The organism is Lentzea sokolovensis (assembly GCF_033949975.1).
Taxonomy (GTDB): domain Bacteria; phylum Actinomycetota; class Actinomycetes; order Mycobacteriales; family Pseudonocardiaceae; genus Lentzea; species Lentzea sokolovensis.
Map to the genome: position 1 here is coordinate 13,553 of NZ_JAXAVU010000008.1, position 18,504 is coordinate 32,056.

Genomic DNA, 18,504 nt, shown 5'->3' on the forward strand with positions numbered 1-18,504 from the left:
ACGGACCTACGCGACCGTAACTTACGGAAGCGTAGGTTAGGGCCGCCTGCTTTCGCCATACCCCGCGTGGAAACTCTCGGACAGTTCTCAGGATCAGCACGCTGTGTCGCCTGGAATCGAGACCTCGACCCGGCATCATCGGAAGATGGCCAGACGCAAGATCATCCGGATCACCGTGACCTCGTTGCTCGTCGTGCTCGTGCTGGTCACAGCGGCTCTGGGCGTCGTCGGCTGGTACTACAGCGGTGAGCTGCTCGAACCGGAGGAAGTGCCGCGGCGCTACCCGGAGACCGCGCTCGGCGTCGACGACAAGAACGTCGTTCTCGCCGAATCGAAGCTCACGACGCTGCGCGGCACGTTCGGCATCGTCTGGCCCGGCGGCACCGCGAAGGTCGGCGACGTCGCCTCGGCCAAGGACGGCCGCGTGGAACGTCCTCTGCTCGAAGGCACCGCACCGCCGGAGGGCACGAAGGTGCGCATCGAGACCGACGTCTACGAGGGCACCCCCAAGACGTCGCTCGGCCTGGTCTACAGCGACGTCGCGATCCCCGGCGAGCTCGGCGACATGCCCGCGTGGTTCGTCCCGGGATCGAACCAGGACACGTGGGTCATCACCGTGCACGGGCGGGGCGCGTCGCGTGAGGAGGCGCTGCGCGTGGTGCCTCAGTTGCACGGCGCGGGCCTGCCCGTCCTGCTGATCACCTACCGCAACGACGCCGGCGTGCCGAAGTCTCCGGACGGCCTCTACCACCTCGGCGACACCGAGTGGCACGACGTCGAGGCCGCCATCAAGTACGCGCAGGGCCAGGGCGCGAAGAAGATCGTGCTCTACGGCTGGTCGATGGGCGGTGCGATCGTCGGCCAGACCCTCGCCCGGTCCGGCCTCGCGGCGGCCGTGACGGGCGTGGTGCTCGACTCCCCCGTCACGAACTGGACGCAGACGCTGAACCTGCAGGCCGCGAACCGGGGCGTGCCGACGTGGCTCACGCCGGTGGCCGAGCTGGTGTCCGGCTGGCGCGCGGACATCGACTTCGACCGGTTCGACCTGGTCCGCAACCCTCCGGCGCTCAAGCCCCCGACGCTGCTCATCCACGGCTCGGCGGACGGCACCGTGCCGGCCCAGTCCTCGCGCGACCTCGCGACGGCGGCGAGCGGGCTCGGGTGGCCGCTGCAGTACGTCGAGATCCCCGGCGCCGACCACACGTCGGGGTGGAATGTGGCGACGGACACGTATCGCGGCGCGCTCGGCGACTTTCTGACCAGGTCAGTCGGCGCCAAGCCGTGATCTTGAACTGAGCCGAGCGAGTGGTGGTTGGACAAGAAGAGGACCACTCGTGACAACATGTGCCCTGAGCGGACGCGAGTTCGTTCATTCCGCCATGGTGTAAAGGCAGCACCTCTGATTTTGGTTCAGATGGTCCAGGTTCGAATCCTGGTGGCGGAGCAGGGCACGAGTCAGTGTGGTCTTTGGGAGGTGCGAAGCTGCCCGAGGAAACGGTCGACGAGCAGGGCAACGTGGGCCACCGCCATCACGAGATGTCCGACGCGTGGCTGGTTGGTCGCGCGTCCGAACTCGTCGCCGTGGCCCAGAGCAGCCACCTCGCCGCGCAGCTGGACGCGGCCACGGAGATCGACCGCATCCTCGCCGAGGCGCAGGGTCGTGGTGAACCCCGGATCGTCGCGCAGCTGCTCAGAGCCGCGGCCGTGGTCAGGCTGGTCACGCCGGGCCTCGTCGACATGTCCGATCCACAGCTCGACGAGATGCTCGCCCACTGCCGCCGTCACGGCCTGATCGTGCTGGAGGCGGACGCGCGGGCGTTGCGCGGACGCCGGTTCCTGCTGGGCAACGCCGAGGACAAGGCGCTGACCGAGATCGCGTCGGCGCTCGCGATGATGCTCGACGAGGAACCCGAGGTCGACCCGGTCTTCGACAAGCGGATCTGGGACCAGCTGCTCGCCACGACGCTGCAGGACATCGCCCTCGTGCTGACCCAGCTCGGCGTCTACGAGATGGCGGACGACGTGCTGGCGGGCGCGAACAACGCGTTGCGCGAGAGCGGCCAGCCCCACCAGATCTACGTGCACCTGGTCAACCGCGCCCGGCTGCGGATCGGCTGGGGCCTGCGGCTCGAACGGGTGAACCTGCACGACGCCGCGCACGAGCAGTTCAAGGTCGCCTCCGGGCTCGCCGAGGCAGCCGAGGTGCCGTTCCGGCAGTCGCTGCACCCCGGCAGGCGCGACCTCGACGCCGCCGAGCAGGTGCCGATCCTCGGCGCCGCGCACGCGCTGACGAACCCCAAGGAAGGCCACCTCGACCGGCTGTGGTCGTTGCGCGGCCTGTCGATGTACGCGCGGGAACTGATCATCGTCGCGATCGCGCTGGCCAGGTGCCTGGTCGAGGCGAACCGGCTGGACGACGCCCTCAAGGTGCTCGACGACACCCGCACGCAGATGGAGCACGACACGTCGGAACCGTCGCTGGTGCTGTCGCTGGAGCGCGAGTACGCGCACATGTCCGGGCCGCACACGACGTCGGCGTTGCAGGCCTACAACGCCGCCCTGGAACTGGAGCTGTGGCAGATGCGGGAGTCCCGCGTGGCCACGTTGCAGACGCGCCGCGAACACGAACGGCTGACGCGCGCGCACGGCCAGATAGCGCAGCAGGCGTTGCAGGACCCGCTGACCGGACTGCCGAACCGCCGCGCGCTCGACGACAAGATGGGCGAGCTCATCGCCGGTCAGGTCGATCCGTTCTCGATCGCGCTGGTCGACCTCGACGGGTTCAAGGGCGTCAACGACCGGCATTCACATGCCGAGGGTGATGATGTTCTTCGGGTGATTGCCAGCACACTCCGGCAGGCCCTGCGGGGTGACGACATGGTGGCCCGCTACGGCGGCGACGAGTTCGTCGTGCTGCTGCCGGGAGCCCCTCTGCACGCCGCGGAAGCGGCACTCGGCCGCGCCGTGGATGCCGTGGCAGGCTTGCCAATCGACCTCTCCCGGGGTGTGACGCTGTCGGTCGGCGTCATCTCGCTGCGCCCCCGCGAATCCGCCAACCAGGCCCTGTCAAGGGCGGACTCGGCGATGTACGTGGCGAAGCGTCAGGGTGGCTGCCAGGTTGCGGCCGTGGCCGGGGAGCCGTCCGCGGAGGCTTAGGCTGGTCCGCGGACTTCGAAACACCCAGCCTGTTAGGGAGAGCATTGATGCTCGAGGGCCCTGTCAGCACGGTCGTGCTCGCCGCCGGGGAAGGCACCCGCATGCGGTCGTCCACGCCCAAGGTGCTGCATCGGATCGCCGGACGCTCACTCGTCGAACACGCGGTGCGCGCGGCGGCCGGCACAGATCCCGACCACCTGGCCGTCGTCGTCGGCCACGGCCGTGAAGCCGTCACCGAGCATCTGGACACCCTCGCCGGTGCACTGGGGCGCAAGGTCACCGTCGCGGTGCAGGCCGAGCAGAAGGGCACCGGGCACGCCGTCTCGTGCGGCCTGGCCGAGCTGCCCGACGGCCTGGGCGGCACGGTGATCGTCAGCTACGGCGACGTGCCGCTGCTCGACACCCAGACGTTCACCGCGCTGCTGGCCGAGCACTCGGCCGCGGGCAACGCGGTCACCGTGCTCACGGCCGTGCTGGAGAACCCCACCGGGTACGGCCGGATCGTGCGCGACGCCGACGGCACCGTGCAGCGGATCGTGGAGCAGAAGGACGCCTCCGCCGCCGAGCAGCTGATCACCGAGATCAACTCCGGCGTCTACGCGTTCGACGCCGCGGTGCTGCGCGACGGCCTCTCGCGGTTGTCCACCGACAACGCGCAGGGCGAGCTCTACCTGACCGACGTCCTGGGCATCGCCCGCGGCGACGGCCTCCGCGTCGGCGCGCTGATCGCGGCCGACCCGTGGCTGGTCGAGGGCATCAACGACCGCGTGCAGCTCTCGGCCGTCGGCGCCGAGATGAACCGCCGCATCGTCGAGGGCCTCATGCGCTCCGGCGTGACCGTCGTCGACCCCGCCTCGGTGTGGGTGGACGCGGACGTGCAGGTCGGCCAGGACGCCCTGATCGAGCCGAACGTGCAGCTCCGCGCGGGCACGGTGATCGGCTCGCGGGCGACCGTCGGCCCGGACACCACCCTGTCCGGCGTGACCGTCGGTGCCGGCGCCTCGGTGATCCGAACCCACGGCAGCGACTCGGTGATCGGCGACAACGCGTCCGTCGGCCCGTTCGCCTACCTGCGCCCCGGCACGTCGCTGGGTGTGAAGGGCAAGATCGGCACGTTCGTCGAGACGAAGAACTCGCAAATCGGCGACGGTTCGAAGGTCCCGCACCTGTCCTACATCGGCGACGCCACGATCGGCGACCACAGCAACATCGGCGCGGCTTCGGTCACCGTCAACTACGACGGCGTGAACAAGCACCGCACGATCGTCGGATCCCACTGCCGCACCGGTTCGGACAACATGTTCGTAGCGCCGGTGACCGTGGGCGACGGCGCGTACACCGGCGCGGGCACCGTCCTGCGCCGCAACGTCCCGCCGGGCGCGCTCGCCGTGTCCGGAGGCCCGCAGCGCAACCTCGAAGGCTGGGTCCTCAGCCGTCGTGAGGGCACGGCCGCCGCTCAGGCAGCAGCCGACGCCCTGGCGAAGCAGAATGCCGACGAGAACACAGAGGAGGGTCGCTGACCGTGAACCCGCAGATGCCCGGCACACCGAAGAAGAACCTGATGCTCTTCGGCGGGCGTGCCTACCCGGAGTTGACGGAAGAGGTCTCGAAGCACCTCAACGTCACGGTGACTCCTCAGTCGGCCTACGACTTCGCGAACGGCGAGATCTTCGTCCGCTTCGAGGAGTCCGTGCGCGGCTGTGACGCCTTCGTCATCCAGTCGCACACCGCGCCCATCAACCAGTGGCTGATGGAACAGCTGATCATGGTCGACGCCCTGAAGCGGGCCTCCGCCAAGCGCATCACCGTGATCATGCCGTTCTACCCGTACAGCCGTCAGGACAAGAAGCACCGAGGCCGCGAGCCCATCTCGGCCCGCCTGGTGGCCGACCTGTTCAAGACGGCAGGCGCCGACCGCCTCGTCTCAGTCGACCTGCACACCGCCCAGATCCAGGGCTTCTTCGACGGCCCGGTGGACCACCTGTGGGCCATGCCCCTGCTCGCGGACCACATCCGCGGCAAGTACGCGGGCCACGAGATCACCGTCGTCTCCCCCGACTCGGGCCGCACCAAGCTGGCCGAGAAGTGGGCGGACACCCTGGGCGGCACCCCGATCGCGTTCATCCACAAGACCCGCGACCCCCTCCGCCCGAACGAGGTCGTCTCGAACCGAGTGGTCGGCAAGGTCGAGGGCCGCCTCTGCATCGTGATCGACGACATGGTCGACACCGGCGGCACCATCGCAGGAGCCGTGAAGCAACTCCTCAACGAGGGCGCCTCCGACGTGGTCATCGCCGCCACGCACGGCATCCTCTCGGGCCCGGCAACCCAGCGCCTGCAGGACTCGGGCGCCCGCGAGGTCGTGTTCACCGACACGCTGCCGATCCCAGCGGAGAAGCGCTTCCCGAACATGACCGTGCTCTCGATCGCACCGCTCCTCGCGCGCGTGATCCAGGAAGTGTTCGAGGACGGCTCCGTCACCTCACTGTTCGACGGCAACGCCTGACCTTCAGCTCAGGGGGCCTCCCGCTGTCCATTGGACGCGGCAGGCCCCCTTTGCTTTCTGCGAGGCCGAAGGCGAGCCGTCCTTACCGAGCGGGCCCGGCGGTGGGGTCCCGTCACGAGTCGCACCACAGCACTTGCTGCATCTGGAAGGGGAGGACAAGTCGACACGCTTTTCGTCGACTTGACCTCCCCTTCCAGATGTGGCCCGCTCCTGGTGCGGCTTGGGACGGGACCCCACCGCCAACGCAACTCTCTAAGCAACCGGCGGCCGCCCAACGCAACAGGCGTGCCATCAACCCGCCCACGGCGCCACCCCCCGATCAGATTGCCGGGGGTCTGGGGGCAGAGCCCCCAGGGGAAGCACGCAACGCAAGGTCGCCGCCCGCAAAGTAACCACCCGCCCGGCCGCGGTTGGCAGGGCAACCACCCGCCAGGTCGCGGTTGGCAAGGCAACCCCCGCCCGGCCGCGGCTGGCAAGACAACCACCCGCCCGGCCGCGCCCAGCAAAGCAACCACCCGCCCGGCCGCGCCCAGCACGACAACCGCCCGCCCGGCCACGCCCAACACGGCAACCACCCGCCCGTGACCACCCGCGAGCCCACGAACCGCCCCCCACCCCACAACCCGACCCCCGATTAGGACCCCACCCCCACACTCACCTACACTGGTCGGGTTGCCTCGGCGAGGGCGAGCTATCCAAGCTCAACGTGATCGACGCGGTGGCTTGATGCCGCGCGTGTTGACGTTATCCGCGTGCTGCTCGCCGCCGCTGGCCACCACCCCAAAGCTGAACCGCTGATACTTGTGCACCGCCCCGACGTACAAGGCCAGACTTGTAAGGAGTACCCCACCGTGTCCGAGGTCCGTCTCGCCGCTGAGCAGCGCACTGAATTCGGCAAGGGCGCCGCCCGCCGTACCCGTCGCGCCGGCAAGATCCCCGCGGTGCTCTACGGCCACGGTTCCGACCCGCAGCACCTGGCCCTGCCGGCGCTCGAGTTCGCCCGTGTTGTCCGTGAGCACGGCCAGAACGCCGTCCTCACTCTCGCCCTCGAAGGCGCGAGCGAGCTGGCGCTCACCAAGACCGTCACCACGCACCCGATCAAGAACTACATCGAGCACGTCGACCTGCTGCTCGTGAAGCGCGGCGAGAAGGTCACCGTCGAGGTGCCGCTGGTCATCTCCGGCGAGCCCGCGTCGGGCACGCTGCTGACGCAGGACCTCAGCACGATCCAGATCGAGTCCGACGCGATGAACATCCCGGACCAGATCGAGCTGTCGATCGCCGGTGTCGCCGCGGGCACGCAGATCCACGCCAGCGACCTGACCCTGCCCGAGGGTGCTGTCCTGATCACCGACGCCGACGCTCTCGTCGTCGCGATCAACGAGGCGCCGTCCGCGGCGCAGCTCGAGGGTGACGAGGCCGCTCCGGCCGAGGCCACCGAGGAAAGCTGAGCCCCATCACGTCGGGCCGAAACGACGGCGCGTCACCTCCTCACAAGGGGGGCGGCGCGCCGTTGCAGTACCTGCGGCCCGCCGACGTCCGGACCAAGACCTTCCGGCGCAAGCGGCAGGGGTACGACCCGGATCAGGTCAACGAGTTCCTGCAGATCGTCGCCGACGCACTGGCCGGGCGTCTGCGCCTGAACCCGGACCACGTGCGCACCGTCCAGTTCGCCGCGGTCCCGAACGGCTACGACCCGCTCAGCGTCGACGGCGTCCTGCACCTGCTGGAGTTCCAGATCCGCAACGGCATCGTGCCGCCGACGGGCCTGAACACCGGCGAGGACATCCGCGCGCGCAAGCTCACCAAGGCGAACACCGGATACGATCGCGCCGAAGTCGACGCCTTCATCATCCGGGCCGCGGCCAACCTGGACGGCCGGGGCGCCATGACCTCCACCGAGGTCCGCAACACCCGGTTCAGCACCACGTCCGGCCTGCTGGGCAAGGGGTACCAGGTGCAGGCCGTGGACACGTTGCTGGACGATCTCGAGCAGGAGTTGCGCTTCCGTGGACGCTGACCTCGCCCTCATCGTCGGCCTGGGCAACCCGGGCCCCAAGTACGAGGGCAACCGTCACAACATCGGCTTCCTGGTCCTCGACGAACTGGCCGCCCGCGTCGGCGGCAAGTTCAAGGCCCACAAGTCCGGCGCCGAGATCGTCGAGGGCCGTCTGTCCGGCCACCGCGTCGTCCTCGCGAAGCCGCGCAGCTTCATGAACCTGTCCGGCGGCCCCGTCGCGAGCGCCGTGAAGTTCTTCAAGCCCACCACCATCGTCGTGATCCACGACGAGCTGGACCTCCCGTTCGCCGCGCTGCGCATGAAGCTCGGCGGCGGCGACAACGGCCACAACGGACTCCGCTCCATCACGAAGTCCCTGGGCGGCCCGGACTACCACCGCCTCCGCTTCGGCGTGGACCGCCCCTCCGGCCGCCAGGACCCCGCCGACTACGTCCTGAAGGACTTCTCGACGGTGGAACGCAAGCAGCTCGCCCTGGAGATCGACCGGGCGGCGGACGCGGCGGAGGCCATGGTCACCAAGGGCCTGGAAGCCGCGCAAAACGCTTTCCACTGAGGGCCGTCGACGGTCCACAATGGGCGGCATGACGAACCGAAAGGTCCATGTCGCGTAGGCGCCCGGCCGACTTCCGTGACGACTTGACCGTTGCTCAGGCGTTGGCCTACTGGGAGGCCTTCGTCCGCTACGAGTACCGCTGGTTCTGGGTGGACATCGCGACGAAGTGCGGCGAGCTGTACTGCTGCCCCGATCCATGGGGCGCCCGAGACGTACTGCAGAACGCCGCCCGCGCCCTCCCCCGCAAAAGCGCGAGAGAGCTGCGCAAGCGACTCGACGAACTCGATGCCCTCTACTAGCGCCAAGCGCCACAGGCGCCTCGACGTGCTGAAGGGCTTCTCCGGCCGGTTCATCGCCGACCTGGACCACCTCGAACGCACCCGCAACTACCTCTGGCCAGGCGACGTCGCGCGCGCTCTCGAAGCGTGGATCCGATACGAGAACTCCCCGGCTCGCCGCTTCTGGCTGAACGAGAGTTCAGCCGACGACTGCGGGTGCTGCCCCCATCCCGTCGAACAGCGGGAACTCCTCGGCTTCGTCGCCCGCGCACTCCCCCGCAAGAGCGCGAGGGAGCTGCGCAAGCGACTCGAAGAGCTCGACGCCCTCTACTAGACCAGAGCAGCCGCCGCGGACCGCCGGAGCTTGCCGGACGGCGTCTTCGGCAACGTCCCCGGCGGCTGCACCACCACGGCGAACGGCCTCAGCCCGACGGCGTCCACGACCCGAGCGGTGACCTGCTTGACCAGATCCTTCTCGGCGGCGGAGTCCCCGGCCAGCTTCGACTCCAGCACGACGGCGAACCGTTCCCGCTTCGTCCCCGCGTCCAGCCGCACGGCCACGGCGTTGCCGGCCCGCACTCCGTCGACCGAGCAGGCGGCACGCTCCACGTCGGTCGGGTAGATGTTCCGGCCGCCCATGATGATGACGTCCTTGCGGCGCCCGCAGACGACCACCTGGCCGTCTTCGACCACGTACCCGAGGTCCCCGGTGGACAGCCAGCCTTCGGCGTCCTGCGTGGCGAGTGGACCGTTCACCGTCAGGTAGCCGGGGGTGACGGCCTCGCCGCGGATCTGCAGTTCGCCGACGTCCCGCACGCCGAGCACGTCACCGGAGTCCGAGACCACCCGCAGTTCCAGGCCGGGCAACGGCGGGCCGAGCAACGGGAACGCGCGACCGTCCGAAGCGGGCACTGCCTTCTTGTCCGCCTCCACGGCGTCCGCGTCGACCACGTCCACCGACAGGCCGGTGAACAACGGCGCGAAAGCCACACCCAGAGTGGTCTCCGCCATGCCGTAGGCCGCCAGGATCGACTCCGGGCGCAGCCCGAACCGTTCGCCCGCGGACACGAAGGCATCGACGGCGGACGGATCGATCGGCTCGGCGCCGTTCAACGCCAGCCGCAGAGACGACAGGTCGAAGGAATCCGACGAGGACGCCAGGCGGCGCGCCACGATCGCGTAGGCGAAGTTCGGCGCGGCGGTGATGGTGCCGCGGTACCGGGTGATCAGGTCTGCCCACAACGTCGGGCGTGACAGGAAGTCGACGGGTGTGACCTTCACCAATTCCAGTCCGAACAGCATCGGCACGGTCAGGAAGCCGACCATCCCCATGTCGTGGAACAGCGGCAGCCACGAAACCATGACGTCAGAGGCAGGATCGAGCGCCGCCGCGATGCGCATGCCCTCGGCGTTGGCCATCAGATTGCGGTGCGTGATTCGCACCGCCTTCGGATCAGCCGTCGATCCACTCGTCAACTGCAGCAGTGCCGTGGCATCCTCGTCGGTGGGAACAGGAGCAGAGATCGGTTCCGCGTCGAGTTCGGAGAGCAACCTGTAAGGCACTCCGTGCTGGTCCAGAACGGCAGCCAGAGCGTCGAAGGGGCTGCCGAGCAGGACCAGACGCGAATCGATCATGGCGAGCACCCGCAGCGTGTCCTCGGCCCACTCGGCCAGGTCGGTGCGTGGTGTGGGTTGATGCAACATCGTGACGCTGCCACCACACAGCCATGCGGCTTGCACGGCTGGGGCGATCACGGCTGGTTCGGCGGCGAGCACGGCGATCGCGGTGCCCGGCGCCACGTCGAGCGCACCGGCCATCCGCCGGGCGCGTTCGTGCACCTCGGCCCAGGTCTGGCGGACCGGCGCGGCGGGTTCACCCGTCGTCATGCCCCTGTCCCCACCGCTGGAGGCCGTCGCCAGCATCACATCCACGAACTGACTCATGTTCGCGATCGTAGTGGCGCCGTTTGGTCCATCAGGGCGAAACGTTATGCCACGCGAAACGCGATACTCCCCAGTACAGGTACGCAGGAGGAGGTCATTGGTGGATCGGGGCGGCCCCGGAGCGCAGCATCGTCTACCCGCGCATCCGGCACCTCTGCTCTCCGCGCAGGACGTGGCCCTGGTCGCGTTCCACCGTCCCCCGCGTGGTCAGCGCGGGTACGACGCGGCTGAGGTGGACGCGTTTCTCGACCGTGTCGAGAGCACCATGAAGAGCAAGGACATCCTCACGCGCGAAGACGTGCTCAACATCAAGTTCAGCACCGCGACCCGTGATCCGGGCTACGACGTGAACGAGGTCAACGTCTTCATGGAACTCGTCGCGGACACGTTGCGGTCCACTCCGCAACGCCAGCAGGCCTCCGCACCGGCCCAGGGCGCCCACGCCACGTCGCAGGCGATGAGACCCGCGGTGCGACTGTCCCCCGACGACGTCGCCGCCGTGCGCTTCCACAAGCCCAGACCGGGGACCCGCGGCTACCACGAGGGCCAGATCGACGCGTTCCTCGACCGCATCGAAGGCACTCTGCGTGGCAGGGACAACCTGACCGCCCAGCAGGTGCAGGACGCCGTGTTCGGCGAGACCGCACCGGGCACGTTCGGCTACGACGAGGAAGACGTCGACACGTTCCTCGACCTCGTGGTGCTGATGTTCGAGACCGCACCGCCGCTCAGGGCGGCCCCGCCGACGACGCAGCTCCCGCAGCAGCAACAGCGGCCGCAGCAGCGCCGCCCGCAACCAGATCCACGCCCGCGGCCCGAGCCGCGTCCCCAGCCGCAGCAGCGCCGCCCGCAGCCGCCGGCCCCGCTGCAGCCCGTTCAGCAGGCCGCGATGCCGCAGTCCATCGACTCGCCGAAGCTCACCGCGGCGGACATCCGCAACATCGCGTTCCACCGTCCTCCCCGTGGCCGCCGCGGCTACCAGGAGTCCCAGGTGGACGCGTTCCTCGACCGCATCGAGGCGACGCTGCTCGGCCAGGACAACCTGACCGGCAAGGACGTCCGCGACGTCCGGTTCTCCCGCCCGCTGATCGGCAGGCGCGGTTACGACGAGACCGAGGTCGACGGGTTCCTCGGCCAGATCGAGCAGCAGCTCTCCGGACCGGTGCGCAGCATGCCGCAGGTCAAGTCGTGGAAGGACCTTCGGCAGCTGCGGATCCCGCAGGCCGCGGCCGGTCAGCGCGGCTACCGCACCGCGCAGGTCGACCGGATGCTGGAGGAGATCGGCGTCGCGCTCGACGGCATGCTCGGGGCGAGCTCGGAAGAGGTCATGAAGGCGCGCTTCAGCTACGCGTTGCTCTCCGGGCAGGGCTATGACACGTCGTTCATCGACGAGCTGCTGCCCCAGCTCGCCGCCGAACTCCGCCGCAAGGGCAAGTAGTCCAGGGCGGGTATCAGCCCTCGACGACCTCGGCCGCCGCCATCCACTGAGCCTCCACGTCGGACTCCTCCGCCAGCACGGCGCGGAGTTCGGCGTCGAGCTTCAGCAACCGACCGGAATCGGTCGCGGCGTCGGCGAGCGCGGCGTGCAGTTCCGCTTCCTTCTTGTGCAGCACCTCAAGACGCCGTTCCAGCCGAGCCAGCTCCTTGCGAGCGGCGCGCTGATCGGCGGCGTTGGACGGCGCTTTGCCGGCGGCAGGAGCGGCAGCCTCCCTGTCGCGCATCGAGTCGCGGCGCTTGAGGTACTCCTCGATGCCGCCGGGCAGCTCGGTCAGGCCGCCGTCGCCGAACAACGCCACGACCTTGTCGCACACGCGCTCGACCAGGTACCGGTCGTGCGAGATCACGACGAGCGTGCCGGCCCACGAGTCGAGCAGGTCTTCCAGCTGCTGCAACGTGTCGATGTCCAGGTCGTTCGTCGGTTCGTCGAGCAGCAGCACGTTCGGCTCGGCCATCAGCAACCGGCACAGCTGCAGCCGCCGCCGTTCGCCACCGGACAGGTCCGAGACCGGCGTCCACTGCTTCTGCGCCGAGAAACCGAACCGCTCGCCCAGTTGTGACGCCGACATCTCGTACTTGCCGAGCACGACGCGCCGCGCGACCTCCTCGATCGCCTCCAGCACGCGCATCGACCCGTTCAGGTCGAGCAGCTCCTGCGAGAGGTGCGCGATCTTGACCGTCTGGCCCTGGATCCGCTTGCCCGTCTCGGTTTCCCGTTCCCCGGCCAGCAGCTTCAGCAACGTCGTCTTGCCGGAGCCGTTGACGCCGACCAGACCGATCCGCTCGCCGGGGCCGATGCGCCACGTCAGGTCGCGCACCAGGTACCGGTCCGGAATGGACAGTGTCACGTCCTCGAGCTCGATCACCGTGCGCCCCAGGCGCTTCTTGGCGAACGCGAGCAGCTCGACGTTGTCCCGCAACGGCGGCACGTCCGCGATCAGTGCCTCGGCGGCCTCGATCCGGTAGCGCGGCTTCGAGGTCCGCGCGGGCGCGCCGCGGCGCAACCAGGCGAGCTCCTTGCGCGCCAGGTTCTGCCGCTTCTCCTCCAGCACGCCCGCGAGCCGGGTCCGCTCGGCGCGGGCGTAGATCCAGTCGGCGTAGCCGCCCTCGTACTGCTCGACCTTGCCCAGCACCACTTCCCACGTGCGGTTGCAGACCGTGTCGAGGAACCACCGGTCGTGGGTGACGACGACGAGCGCGCACTTGCGGGCCAGCAGGTGCTCCGCGAGCCACCGCACGCCCTCGACGTCGAGGTGGTTCGTCGGCTCGTCGAGCACGAGGAGTTCGAGGTCCTGGATCAGCGCGGCCGCGAGCGCGACCCGGCGCCGCTCGCCACCGGACATCGTGGAGACCACGGAGTCCAGGCCCAGCGCCGTGATCCCGAGTCCGTCCAAAATGGACCGGACGCGGGCGTCGGCCGCCCACTCGTGCTCGGCGTCGAAGCCGAGCGGGTCGATCACCGCGTTGCGCACCGTGGAACCGTGCGGCAGTTCGGTCCGCTGCGTCACGACGGCCATCCGCAGATCGCGCGACCGCGACACCCGGCCGTCGTCGGCGGGCTCCACCCCGGCCAGCACCTCGAGCAGCGTCGTCTTGCCACCGCCGTTCAGGCCGACGACACCGATGCGGTCGCCCTCGTTGACGCCGAGCGACACGCCGTCGAGCAGCGGCCGGACGCCGAACGACTTCGACACGGACTCCAGGTTGACCAGGTTGGCCATCAAAACCTCACGACTAGTAAGAAACTGCCCGGTGCAGGCTACCCAGCAGGGCCAAAGCCCTCGGCTACGCGTGCACCTCGGGGGGCGTCGGCTTGGGCTCTTCAGTCGCGATCACGCGCGCTCCGGGCACCGGCCCGTGCGCCACCCGCACCGTCCGGCACACACCGGCGCCGGCGAGCTCAGCGGCCACGCGGACCGCCGTGTCGCCGTCCTCGCACAGGAACGCCGTGGTGGGCCCGGATCCGGACACGATGCCGGCCAGCGCGCCCGCGTCGACGCCCGCGCGCAGAGTGCGGCGCAGGTTCGGGCGCAACGAGACGGCCGCGGCCTGGAGGTCGTTGCCCAGCAGCAGGGCGAGCTGACGGGGGTCGCCGGAGGACAGGCCCTCCAGCACGGCCTCGACCGCGCCGACGCGCGGCGGGTCCCCCTCGGCGCGCAGGCGGTCCAGCTCGTCGAACACGTCCGGAGTGGACAGTCCGCGGCGGTCGAACGCCAGCACCCAGTGGAACTGGTGGCGGCCCAGCACGGGGACGATCCGCTCGCCGCGGCCGGTGCCCAGAGCGGTGGAGCCGTACAGGGCGAAGGGGACGTCCGCGCCGAGCTTCCCGGCCAGTTCGGCCAGCTCGTCGCGGCTGATGTCCAGGCGCCACAACGACGACAGGCCGACCAGCGCCGCCGCCGCGTCCGCGCTGCCGCCCGCCATGCCGCCCGCGACCGGGATGGCCTTGCGGATGACGACGCGGACCTTGGGGTCGTCCGCGTCCTTGCCGACGTGGGTGGCCAGCAGCTGGACCGCGCGCCAGGCGAGGTTCGAGGCTCCGGTGGGCACCTGGTCGGCGCCCTCGCCGTACACCTCGACTCCTGGCTCGTCGGCGACCGCGACCGTGACCTCGTCGACCAGGGACAGCGCCTGGAAGATCGTCACCAGGTCGTGGTAGCCGTCCGGGCGCACGTCTCCCACGGCCAGGTGCAGGTTGACCTTGGCCGGGACGCGAACTGTGACCGGGGGTGGAACGACTGCGAGCACCATGTCAGCGTACGGGCGTTCTGGTGTCCCGGACTCCTCCCCCGGCCACTGTCACCGTCAGACCGGGATGACCGAACCGTTGAAGGTCTGCTTGATGTAGTCCTTGACCTGCTGCGATCCGAGCAGCTCCGCCAGGTCCCTGACGCGCTTGTCGTCCTTGAGCTCGGTGCGCGTGACCAGGCCGTTCGCGTTCGGGTTGCCCTCGGCCTTCTCCAGCGCGAGCGAGTCGGTGGCGGGCTTGAGGCCGGCGTCGATGGCGTAGTTGCCGTTGATCACGGACGCGTCGGTGTCCTCCAGCGAGCGCGGCAGCTGAGCGGCCTCCAGGGGCACGAACTGCAGGTTCCTGGGGTTCTCCGCGAGGTCGCGCACGGTCGGCTGGTCCACGGCCTTGAGCTTGATCAGGCCGTTGGCCTCCAGCAGCTTCAGGCCGCGAGCCTCGTTGGTGGCGTCGTTGGCGACGGCGATCTTGGCACCCGACGGCAGCTCGTCGAGCTTCTTGACCTTCTTCGAGTACAGGCCGAGCGGCTCGACGTGGACGGGCTCGACCCACTCGACCTTGGCGCCACTCTCCTTGGTGAACGTCTCCAGGTACGGGACGGTCTGGAAGTAGTTGGCGTCGAGCGACCCGTCGACCAGCGCCGTGTTCGGCTGCACGTAGTCGGTGAACTCGACGACCTCGATCTTGAGACCCTTCGACGCGGCGAGGTTGTCGGCCACGTACTTGAGGATCTGGGCGTGCGGGACCGGCGAGACACCGACCTTCAGCGTGTCGGACGCGCTGGCACCCGACGAGCAAGCGGACAGAGCAGTCAAACCGGTCAAAGCGACTGCGATCAGGGCAGCACGAATACGCATGACGTTCCTTTTGAGAAATTGCTACGGGTCAGACGGAGGCGTGCCGGCGCCGGTCGGACGCACGGGCGGCACGGGTGAAACCGAGTTGGATCACGGTGGTGAGCACGGCGAGCCACGCCACGGTGCTCCACAGGATCCGGTCGTTGAAGCGCTGGTAACCCTCGCGGATCGCCAGGTCGCCGAGACCACCGCCACCGATCACGCCGGCCATCGCCGAGTACCCGATCAGGGCGATCACGGTGACGCCGATGGCGTTGATCAGCGCGGGCAGCGACTCGCGGATCAGCACGCTGCGCACGATCCTCAACGTCGAGGCGCCGGTCGTGATCGCGGCCTCGACCACGGTCACGTGCACCTCGGACAGGATGTTCTGCACGAGCCGCCCCACGAACGGGATCGCTCCCACGGCCAGCGGAACGATGACCGCCGTGCTGCCGATGGAGCCGCCGACGATGAGGCGGGTGACCGACGTGAGCGCGACGAGCAGCACGATGAACGGCATCGAGCGGCCCAGGTCGGTGACGAAGCTCAGGATCCTGTGCACCGCGGTGTTCGGCCGCAACCCGCCCTTGGCGGTGAGCTGCAGCCAGACACCTACGGGAACTCCGAAAACCGTGGCGATGACGGTGGAGACGCCGACCATGTACAGCGTCTCGCCGGTCGCTTCGAGGAGGAACGAAAGAACGTCGGACCAGGGTGTTGCAGACCTCACGCAGCTACTCCCTGGGGGCCCTTCAGGGACCTCTGCACCGAGCCGCCGGCCTCGCCGATCCACTCCAGGGCGGAGTCCGAGCGCTCGCCGTTCAGGCCGAGCCGGAAACGCGCGACCGGGGTCTCGCCCAGGCGCGTCAGACCGCCGCCGACGATGTTCAGCTCGACGCCGAACCGGTGCGCGGCCTCAGGCAGCAACGCGCCGACCGCGGCGAACCCGACGAGCACGACGTCCGCGACGCGGTCGTAGCTGCTCTCGTTGATCGGGTTCAGGTCGACGGCGGGCAGCAGCGCACTGCTCGTGCGGCTCGCGACGTCGTTGACCAGGTCCAGAACCTTGCCGTGCTCGACGACGCGGCCCTGCTCCAGCACAGCGACGTCATCGCAGATCTTGCGGACCACGCCCATGTCGTGCGTGACGACGAGAACGGTCACACCCAGCTCGGCGCGCGCACGGTCGAGCACGGTCAGCACGGAACCGGTGGTCTCCGGGTCCAGAGCGCTGGTCGGCTCGTCGGCGAGCAGCACGGACGGGTTGGCGGCGAGGGCGCGTGCCACGGCGATGCGCTGACGCTGCCCGCCGGACAGCTGGTCGGGGTAGGAGGCGGCCTTGTCGGTCAGCCCGACGAGGTCCAGCAGCTCGCCCACACGGGTGCGGCGCTGCGGTCCGGGGATGCCCGCGGACTCCAGCGGCAGTGCGATGTTGCCGGCGGCCGTGCGCTGACGGAGAAGCGAATCCCCTTGCGGCACAACGCCGATCTGGCGGCGGGCGGCACGCAGGGCCGACCCGTCGAGGCTGGTGATGTCGGTGCCGTCGACGCGGATCGCACCCGAGTCGGGACGCTCCAGCAGCGCGACGCACCGGGCGAGCGTCGACTTGCCGGCGCCACTCGGGCCGACGACGCCGAGCACGGTTCCGGCCTCGACGTCGAGGGTCACGCCGTTGAGGGCACTGACGCCCTGGAAGGACTTGGTGAGGTTTTCGACAGTGATCACGTCTGCTCCACGGCTGCGCGCGACAGCACACTGTCCGATTGAGACGGACGTGCGCGGTCGAAGTTTCTGCTCAGGTGTGCGCCACTCGATGACTGAGTGCGCGTCAAAGGACTCTGAAAAGGCGCCTTAGACGAGGTGGCGACGACATGCAGAAGACGAGCGACGGCACTGGTCGATGACTCGACGGCGCGTCAGCATTCGCACGGTACCCATGGTGCTCCTCCATCGGTCCTGGCGTTAGCACCTGCCCGCATCCAGCGGGTGGTTGCTGCGACGTCGTAGAGCCAGGTCTCTCAGTCGCTCCGGATGGCAAGTAGCAGTCAACCGGACGGACGTTCGGTTGCGCAAGCCAGATTCCGATTCGTTCGACAGATCACACTGTTGGCCGAAGGATCCCCGGCCTAGACCTCGGCGATCCGGATGAAGTCGATCACGCTCAGCTGCTCGCCCCGCTGCTGGGGATCCACACCCGCTTCGGCGAGCAGTTCGTCAATGTTTCCCGGGTTGCCGGCCCAGCCCTTGAGGGCGGCTCGCAGCGTCTTGCGGCGCTGCGCGAAAGCGGCGTCGACGATCGAGAAGAGCTTCTTCCGGTCCACTGTGGACAGCGGCTTTTCGTGGCGCTGGAACCACACCAGGCCCGAGTCGACGTTGGGCGCCGGCCAGAAGACGTTCTTGCCGATGGAGCCGGCCTTCTTGGACTCCGCGTACCAGGCGAGCTTCACACTCGGGACGCCGTAGATCTTGCTGCCGGGCTTCGCGGCCATCCGGTCGGCCACCTCGGCCTGGACCATGACGAGGCCCTTTTGGAGGCTCGGGAGTTCGGCCAGGAGGTGGAGCACCACCGGGACCGCGACGTTGTACGGGAGGTTCGCGACGATCGCGGTCGGTAGGACCGGCAGGTCTTCTTGGGTGACTTTCATGGCGTCCTTGAGGACGACGTGCAGCTTGCCCGCGTTGTCCGGGTCCATCTCGCCGACCGTCTGAGGCAGCCGCTGCGCCAGCGGCGGGTCGATCTCGACCGCCACGACCTGCTTGGCGGCGGGCAGCAGGGCGAGCGTCAGGGAGCCCAGGCCGGGGCCGACCTCCAGGACCACGTCGTCCTCCGTCAACCCGGCGGCGGCGACGATCTTGCGGACCGTGTTCGGGTCGTGCACGAAGTTCTGGCCGAGCTTCTTGGTCGGGCGGATGCCCAGCTCTTCAGCCAGACGACGAACTTCGGCAGGTCCCAGCAGGCTCACCG

17 protein-coding genes, 1 tRNA gene and 1 riboswitch are annotated in these 18,504 nt (G+C 69.2%); of the genes, 11 read left to right on the plus strand and 7 right to left on the minus strand.

Annotation, left to right across the window (positions count from 1 at the left end):
* Positions 1-145: 145 nt before the first annotated feature.
* From SK854_RS14580 to SK854_RS14625, 10 genes are all read left to right on the plus strand, one after another.
* Entirely contained in the window at positions 146-1,285 is a 1,140-nt protein-coding gene (locus SK854_RS14580) for an alpha/beta hydrolase family protein (protein WP_319975625.1), read from the plus strand.
* An 88-nt stretch (positions 1,286-1,373) separates the two neighbouring features.
* Positions 1,374-1,444: transfer RNA gene (locus SK854_RS14585), tRNA-Gln, on the plus strand.
* 14 nt (positions 1,445-1,458) lie between these two features.
* A complete protein-coding gene (locus SK854_RS14590; RefSeq protein WP_319975626.1) occupies positions 1,459-3,156 on the plus strand; it encodes a GGDEF domain-containing protein in 1,698 nt (565 codons plus the stop codon).
* Between the two features lie 47 nt (positions 3,157-3,203).
* On the plus strand, positions 3,204-4,676 hold the full coding sequence (gene glmU / locus SK854_RS14595; protein WP_319975627.1) for a bifunctional UDP-N-acetylglucosamine diphosphorylase/glucosamine-1-phosphate N-acetyltransferase GlmU: 1,473 nt from the start codon (positions 3,204-3,206) through the stop codon (positions 4,674-4,676).
* Between the two features lie 14 nt (positions 4,677-4,690).
* Entirely contained in the window at positions 4,691-5,662 is a 972-nt protein-coding gene (locus tag SK854_RS14600) for a ribose-phosphate diphosphokinase (protein ID WP_030482093.1), read from the plus strand.
* 851 nt (positions 5,663-6,513) lie between these two features.
* Entirely contained in the window at positions 6,514-7,113 is a 600-nt protein-coding gene (locus tag SK854_RS14605; RefSeq protein ID WP_319975628.1) for a 50S ribosomal protein L25/general stress protein Ctc, read from the plus strand.
* Positions 7,114-7,175: 62 nt separating this feature from the next.
* The gene (locus SK854_RS14610) at positions 7,176-7,682 is read left to right on the plus strand and encodes a DivIVA domain-containing protein (protein WP_319975629.1); all 507 of its coding nucleotides are present in this window, start codon (positions 7,176-7,178) and stop codon (positions 7,680-7,682) included.
* Entirely contained in the window at positions 7,672-8,235 is a 564-nt protein-coding gene (gene pth / locus SK854_RS14615) for an aminoacyl-tRNA hydrolase (protein ID WP_319975630.1), read from the plus strand. Before SK854_RS14610 ends, pth begins: the two co-directional genes overlap by 11 nt.
* Positions 8,236-8,318: 83 nt before the next feature.
* Positions 8,319-8,534, plus strand: a complete 216-nt coding sequence (locus SK854_RS14620) for a hypothetical protein (protein ID WP_319975631.1) — start codon at positions 8,319-8,321, stop codon at positions 8,532-8,534.
* Entirely contained in the window at positions 8,521-8,847 is a 327-nt protein-coding gene (locus SK854_RS14625) for an NAD-dependent epimerase/dehydratase family protein (RefSeq protein WP_319975632.1), read from the plus strand. Before SK854_RS14620 ends, SK854_RS14625 begins: the two co-directional genes overlap by 14 nt.
* Here SK854_RS14625 and SK854_RS14630 read toward each other — a convergent pair.
* The gene (locus SK854_RS14630) at positions 8,844-10,457 is read right to left on the minus strand and encodes a fatty acyl-AMP ligase (RefSeq protein WP_319975633.1); all 1,614 of its coding nucleotides are present in this window, start codon (positions 10,455-10,457) and stop codon (positions 8,844-8,846) included. The two genes, SK854_RS14625 and SK854_RS14630, sit on opposite strands and share 4 nt — an antisense overlap.
* A gap of 100 nt (positions 10,458-10,557) precedes the next feature.
* Between SK854_RS14630 and SK854_RS14635 the strand changes: the two genes are divergently transcribed.
* Positions 10,558-11,895 carry a DivIVA domain-containing protein gene (locus SK854_RS14635; protein ID WP_319975634.1) on the plus strand — a complete coding sequence of 446 codons (1,338 nt, stop codon included), beginning with the start codon at positions 10,558-10,560 and terminating at the stop codon, positions 11,893-11,895.
* A 13-nt stretch (positions 11,896-11,908) separates the two neighbouring features.
* Here the strand turns inward: SK854_RS14635 and SK854_RS14640 are convergent, their stop codons facing one another.
* From SK854_RS14640 to rsmA, 6 genes are all read right to left on the minus strand, one after another.
* Complete coding sequence (locus tag SK854_RS14640; RefSeq protein ID WP_319975635.1) at positions 11,909-13,675, minus strand: ABC-F family ATP-binding cassette domain-containing protein; 1,767 nt, start codon at positions 13,673-13,675, stop codon at positions 11,909-11,911.
* 64 nt (positions 13,676-13,739) lie between these two features.
* Positions 13,740-14,702 carry a 4-(cytidine 5'-diphospho)-2-C-methyl-D-erythritol kinase gene (locus SK854_RS14645; RefSeq protein WP_319975636.1) on the minus strand — a complete coding sequence of 321 codons (963 nt, stop codon included), beginning with the start codon at positions 14,700-14,702 and terminating at the stop codon, positions 13,740-13,742.
* Positions 14,703-14,759: 57 nt separating this feature from the next.
* Positions 14,760-15,557: a MetQ/NlpA family ABC transporter substrate-binding protein gene (locus SK854_RS14650; RefSeq protein WP_319975637.1), complete on the minus strand. Its 798-nt coding sequence runs from the start codon at positions 15,555-15,557 to the stop codon at positions 14,760-14,762.
* A 28-nt stretch (positions 15,558-15,585) separates the two neighbouring features.
* Positions 15,586-16,269: a methionine ABC transporter permease gene (locus SK854_RS14655; protein WP_319975638.1), complete on the minus strand. Its 684-nt coding sequence runs from the start codon at positions 16,267-16,269 to the stop codon at positions 15,586-15,588.
* Positions 16,266-17,264, minus strand: a complete 999-nt coding sequence (locus tag SK854_RS14660) for a methionine ABC transporter ATP-binding protein (RefSeq protein WP_093606456.1) — start codon at positions 17,262-17,264, stop codon at positions 16,266-16,268. Before SK854_RS14660 ends, SK854_RS14655 begins: the two co-directional genes overlap by 4 nt.
* A 219-nt stretch (positions 17,265-17,483) precedes the next feature.
* Positions 17,484-17,577: riboswitch (SAM riboswitch) on the minus strand.
* Positions 17,578-17,665: 88 nt separating this feature from the next.
* Positions 17,666-18,496, minus strand: a complete 831-nt coding sequence (gene rsmA / locus SK854_RS14665) for a 16S rRNA (adenine(1518)-N(6)/adenine(1519)-N(6))-dimethyltransferase RsmA (protein ID WP_319976107.1) — start codon at positions 18,494-18,496, stop codon at positions 17,666-17,668.
* Positions 18,497-18,504 lie beyond the last annotated feature (8 nt).